5 protein-coding genes are annotated in these 3,330 nt (G+C 65.5%); all 5 read left to right on the top strand.

What is annotated here, in order from left to right:
- Positions 1–297 precede the first annotated feature (297 nt).
- On the top strand, positions 298–864 hold the full coding sequence (locus AC1DKD_RS40145) for an MBL fold metallo-hydrolase (RefSeq protein WP_477102063.1): 567 nt from the start codon (positions 298–300) through the stop codon (positions 862–864).
- Positions 864–2,159, top strand: a complete 1,296-nt coding sequence (locus tag AC1DKD_RS40140; protein WP_441636393.1) for a F390 synthetase-related protein — start codon at positions 864–866, stop codon at positions 2,157–2,159. Before AC1DKD_RS40145 ends, AC1DKD_RS40140 begins: the two co-directional genes overlap by 1 nt.
- 87 nt (positions 2,160–2,246) lie before the next feature.
- On the top strand, positions 2,247–2,387 hold the full coding sequence (locus AC1DKD_RS40135) for a hypothetical protein (RefSeq protein WP_441636395.1): 141 nt from the start codon (positions 2,247–2,249) through the stop codon (positions 2,385–2,387).
- 353 nt (positions 2,388–2,740) lie between these two features.
- Positions 2,741–2,989, top strand: coding sequence for a hypothetical protein (locus AC1DKD_RS40130; protein ID WP_441636397.1), 249 nt, complete (start codon positions 2,741–2,743; stop codon positions 2,987–2,989).
- 16 nt (positions 2,990–3,005) lie between these two features.
- Positions 3,006–3,330 (top strand): response regulator (locus AC1DKD_RS40125; protein ID WP_477144640.1); only part of this gene is annotated, 325 nt, incomplete at its 3' end.

Genomic DNA, 3,330 nt, shown 5'->3' with positions numbered 1-3,330 from the left:
ATCCCGAGGCGCCCCATACGGCCTGGTACACCTTCACGGCTCGCTTCGCATCGCGGGTCGGTGTTTGCCGCCCCACGGGCGGTAAACACGGCTACACCAAATCGGGAGTTTGACGACGTTGCAGGGCCCTGGAATTTGAGGGCTTAAACTTCCTGTCTCCTGTCTCCTGTCTCCTGTCGCTATCCGCGACTAGGGGGCCGCGAGAGCTAGTCCGCCAAAAGCAATGACTGGTCGCCGTCTGCCGCGCTTGCGGGGGAGGTGAAACTGCCTTTGATTTCAGGCCTTTGAGCCGTTGCCGTGAAGTCAAATTCCTGCATTTGCCGCCAAAAGCCATCCCCTCGCCGCCGACTCATTACAATACGCACCTCCAATCACATCCATCACCTGCGCGATTTTCCCGATACACGGTTTTACTGCTCCGGCGCCGGATGGCAATCCACGCGCTCGCTGCGCGGTATCGGCGCGCTGCGCCGGGGCTTCGTACCGGGACTGATGCCGGCGGATTTCGAGCAACGCGTTGGCTTTGTCGAGGTCTTCGGGCGCCAGCCGCTGCCCGCGGCGCTGACGCCGTTCCACCAGGGCTATGCCTTGCCGGACAGCGCCGGCGAAGTCTTCCTGGTGGAACTGCCAGGACATGCCGCCGGCCATCTCGGCGCCTTCGTGCACACGCCTGAAGGCTGGGTGCTGCTGGCCTCGGACGCGGCATGGTCGCCGACCAGCTACCGGGAACTGATCGGTCCGTCGCCGATTGCCAACCTGATCATGGAGAACCCACGGACCTACCATGCCACGCTCAGGCAATTGCATGCCCTGCATCGCAACGGACAGGTGGAAATCCGGCTGACTCATGAGGGGGCGCTCTGATGCAGTTGCCACGCATGCTCGGGGCCTACTGGCACGCGCGCCGGTTGCGCTTTGCCGGCCGCGCCGAACTGGAGGCGCACCAGACCCGGCAGATGACCCGTTTCCGCCAGCGCGTGCTGGTCCGCAGCCCCTATTTCGCGCCCTGGCTTTCGCGGCCGATGCAGGACTGGCCACGYATGGACAAGGCTGTGCTGATGGCCAACTTCGACCGGATCAACACCGCCGGACTACGCCTTGACGATGTCCTGGCGTGCGCCCGGCGCGCCGAGGCATCGCGCGATTTCAGTCCCACCTTGCAGGGCTATAGCGTGGGGCTGTCCTCCGGCACCTCCGGCGGCCGTGGCGCCTTTGTGGTGAGCCGGCCGGAACAGGCGCAATGGGCCGGCACCCTGCTGGCCAGGCTGCTGCCGCGCGGGCTGCTGGCGGGCGAGCGCGTGGCGCTGTTCCTGCGCACCAACAGCAACCTCTACACCGCGGTGCGCAATCCCTGGCTCTCGTTCGCGTTTTTCGACCTGTTCACGCCGTTCGAGGACCATCTTGCGCGGCTGGAGCGCTATGCGCCCACCATCGTCGTGGCGCCCGCGCAGGTGCTGCGGGCTCTCGCGCTGGCGCGGCAGGCGGGCCGTAGCGCGCTGCGGCCGGCACGCGTCGTTTCGGTAGCCGAAGTGCTGGAAGACCGCGACCGCGCCTTGCTGGCCAGCGTGTTCGGCGAGCCCGGCGAGGTCTATCAGGCCACAGAGGGTTTTCTCGGCGTGACTTGTGCCCACGGCACGCTGCACCTCAACGAGGAGTTTGTCCATGTCGAGCCGGAATGGCTGGATCACGAACGCTTCGTTCCCATCGTGACTGACTTCACCCGCACCACCCAGCCCATCGTCCGCTACCGGCTCGACGATGTGCTGGTACGGCGCGCCGGCGCTTGTCCGTGCGGCAGCCCAGCGCTGGCGCTGGCCCGCATCGAAGGCCGCTGCGACGACATGCTGGTACTGCCGGGCAGGAACGGGGAGCCGGTCAAGGTCTTTGCCGACGTGCTGTCGCGTGCCTTCGCACAGGCCTTGCCGCTGGCCGCGGACTACCGGCTGCGCCAGACCGGGTCGAACGCGCTATCCCTTTATGCCGAGGGCGGCAGCGTCGTGGAAGCGGCCTGCCGCTCACGGCTGGAGACGGTGCTTGCGGAGCTTGGGGTCGCCGTTGTCGGGCTGGACTGGCAATACGACGCCGCGCCGCCACCCGCCGATTTCACCACCAAGCGCTGCCGCATCGTGCGTCTGCGCTCGGTCACGCACGACGCATGAATAACGGCATGCACGGAGCGGCCGCGCCGGCTTCGGCATGGTGGTGCTGCCGGCAAGGATGCGGGGAATCCCGCGCGGCGCCGGCCCATGCCGGACCTCCTGATCGGCCTGGCCGGCCCACTGCTGGAACCCCGCCCCGATTGGCTCGGCGCCCTTCTTTACCTGGGCTTGCTGTTGCATGGCATGGCCACCCTGCCCCGATCGCTGCTGCGCGCGCAAGCGCGCTGAGCTCGCCCCCGGCAACTGTCACCCGTTGGCCGTCTGCCACGGCACTGTCCAAAAATTAGGCAGACCGATACATAACCGCCACTATTGGGCGAACGCGACGCACCGGACTTGGTTATCCACACAAACTGTGGATAACGCGATCTGGCAATTGTGGACAAATTGTGTACGTGCGTCGCAGCAATCCGCGCTGCGTTTGCGCGGCCATGCGCAATGCCGGGAGACGTTGGGATCACGCCAATCCCGCATCGGGAAGCGTGCGCGAGAGCTTGTGGATTCACGCTGCATGGGCTTTACCCCCTTCATTTAGGACGGGTCCGATTTTATTGGCGCCATGCCGCCAGTAAACTCCCGACATGCTTTTCGCCGCCGCATTCCTTCCCACCAACATCCATGCCTTGCAGGCGATGGGGCGCGCGTATGCCGAAATGCCAGGCGAACTCGACGAGCGTATCGCTTTGCTCGAGTCCGGGCTATTGGCCTCGGCGACCGGGATCGGGCACCTGAAGCGTCAGGTCGCCAAGCTGCGCCTGGAAGAACTTCTCTTCGACCAGGCGCAGGCCGCGCCTGAGGCGGACCGGTTCGCCACCATCAAACCTGCATAACGCTTATGACACTTCTATGAAGATCGCACTGCTAGCGGACCTATCGGTTCAGGCCAAGGCCTTTGCAGACTCCCTGTCGCGCGCCGGCGTCTATTGCCACACCTACCACGCAAGCCAGGAACTCTTCCACGGCATCGACCAGTCCGGATACGACGTCCTGCTGATCGACCACGAACTGGCGGACATGCCCGCCGTGGATGCCGTGCGCGCGGTACGTGGCGCCTGGCGCTGCGAGGTGCCCGTCATGGTGCTATCCAGCCGGCGAGACGAAGACTCCGTCGTCAATACCCTGCAGGCCGGCGCCGATGACTACATGATCCGCCCCCTGCGCTCACGGGAAC

Source organism: Cupriavidus sp. 05T313, from assembly GCF_056396665.1.
The sequence above is the reverse complement of the archived record's forward strand: the minus strand, read 5'-3'. Positions and strand labels throughout refer to the sequence as shown.